The sequence below is a fragment of the Parasphingomonas frigoris genome, assembly GCF_036663815.1.
Lineage (GTDB): Bacteria > Pseudomonadota > Alphaproteobacteria > Sphingomonadales > Sphingomonadaceae > Sphingomonas.
In genome coordinates this window covers 1-1,163 of sequence record NZ_JAXOJQ010000072.1, presented here as the reverse complement: position 1 = coordinate 1,163, position 1,163 = coordinate 1, and the positions used below count along the sequence as shown (strand labels likewise).

Sequence of the window (1,163 nt, the reverse complement as noted above, 5' to 3'; positions counted from 1 at the left end):
AGCGCGGGCGACAGCGGCGAACCGGTGTTTTCGGACAATTGCTGGCCGAGCTCCTCCGCCTCGGCCGCGCCGATATCGTCGATCTGCTGCTTGGCCTCGATCCCGATCAGGCGCGCGCGCTTGATGGCGGAATCGATCGCCGACTGGCTCTGCGCGAGAAGCTTGCGTTGCTGGCGAATTTCGGGCGCCTCGACGACGCCGGGGGTGGCGGCGCCGAGTTCCGCGACACGCGCCTGGACCAGCGCCATCTCGGGCGTGAGCGTGCGGACCGCATCGGCGGCGATGGTCTGCACGGCCTGCGCGCGATCCCGCAACGCCTGCCGCGCCTTGTCGTCGCGCGCAGCGGGGGTGGCGTCGTCGATCGCCTGGAGCTCGGTCGACGCCTGGGTGAGGCTGGCCGCGACGGCTGCGACCTTGGGCTCGTCCTGCGCGATCGCTGGGAGCGCGGTGGCTAGGAGGATGAGCGCGGCGAGGTAGCGGAGGAGAGTCATCCGGGGTGCTGTACAGCGATGGGGGCGGAAACGGGAGGGGGTGGGGAAACGTGCGCCTGCTGTCACCACCCCGGCGAAGGCCGGGGCCCAATTGGGGGCCGGTAGTGGTTGAGGTCGATCTGTCGTTACGACGACCTTGCCAATTGGGCCCCGGCCTTCGCCGGGGTGGAGTTAGCGGCATGGCTGCTGGCTGAAACGGGAGAGTAGCTCACCGCCCCCCAATCCGGCATGACCACCGCCATGATCACCTTCTACCTCGCCCGCGCCAGCAACGGCGTCATCGGCCGCGACGGCCACCTCCCCTGGCGCATCCCCGCAGACCTCAAGCGCTTCAAGGCGCTGACGATGGGCAAGCCGATGGTGATGGGGCGCAAGACCTTCGAAAGCTTCCCGAGCCCCCTCCCCGGCCGCCGCCACATCGTTCTCACCCGCGGCGACTGGACGGCGGCGGGTGCGGAGGTCGCGCATTCGGTCGAGGAGGCACTGGCAATGGCGGGCAACGATGTCGCCGTGATCGGTGGCGCGCAGATCTACGCGCAGATGCTCCCCCGCGCGGATCGGATAGAACTGACCGAAGTCCACGCCGAACCCGAAGGCGACGCCACCCTCCCTGCCTTCGACGGCTGGCAAGAGATCGCCCGCGAGGATCACCCAGCCGAGGGTGAACGCCCC

General features: G+C 69.6%; 2 protein-coding genes. One reads left to right on the top strand and one right to left on the bottom strand.

Features of this window, described 5'->3' with window-relative positions:
- A partial coding sequence (locus U1872_RS22540) for a DUF3772 domain-containing protein (protein WP_443025443.1) occupies positions 1-491 on the bottom strand: 491 nt, incomplete at its 3' end.
- A 240-nt stretch (positions 492-731) separates the two neighbouring features.
- Between U1872_RS22540 and U1872_RS22535 the strand changes: the two genes are divergently transcribed.
- Positions 732-1,163 (top strand): dihydrofolate reductase (locus U1872_RS22535; protein ID WP_332795085.1); only part of this gene is annotated, 432 nt, incomplete at its 3' end.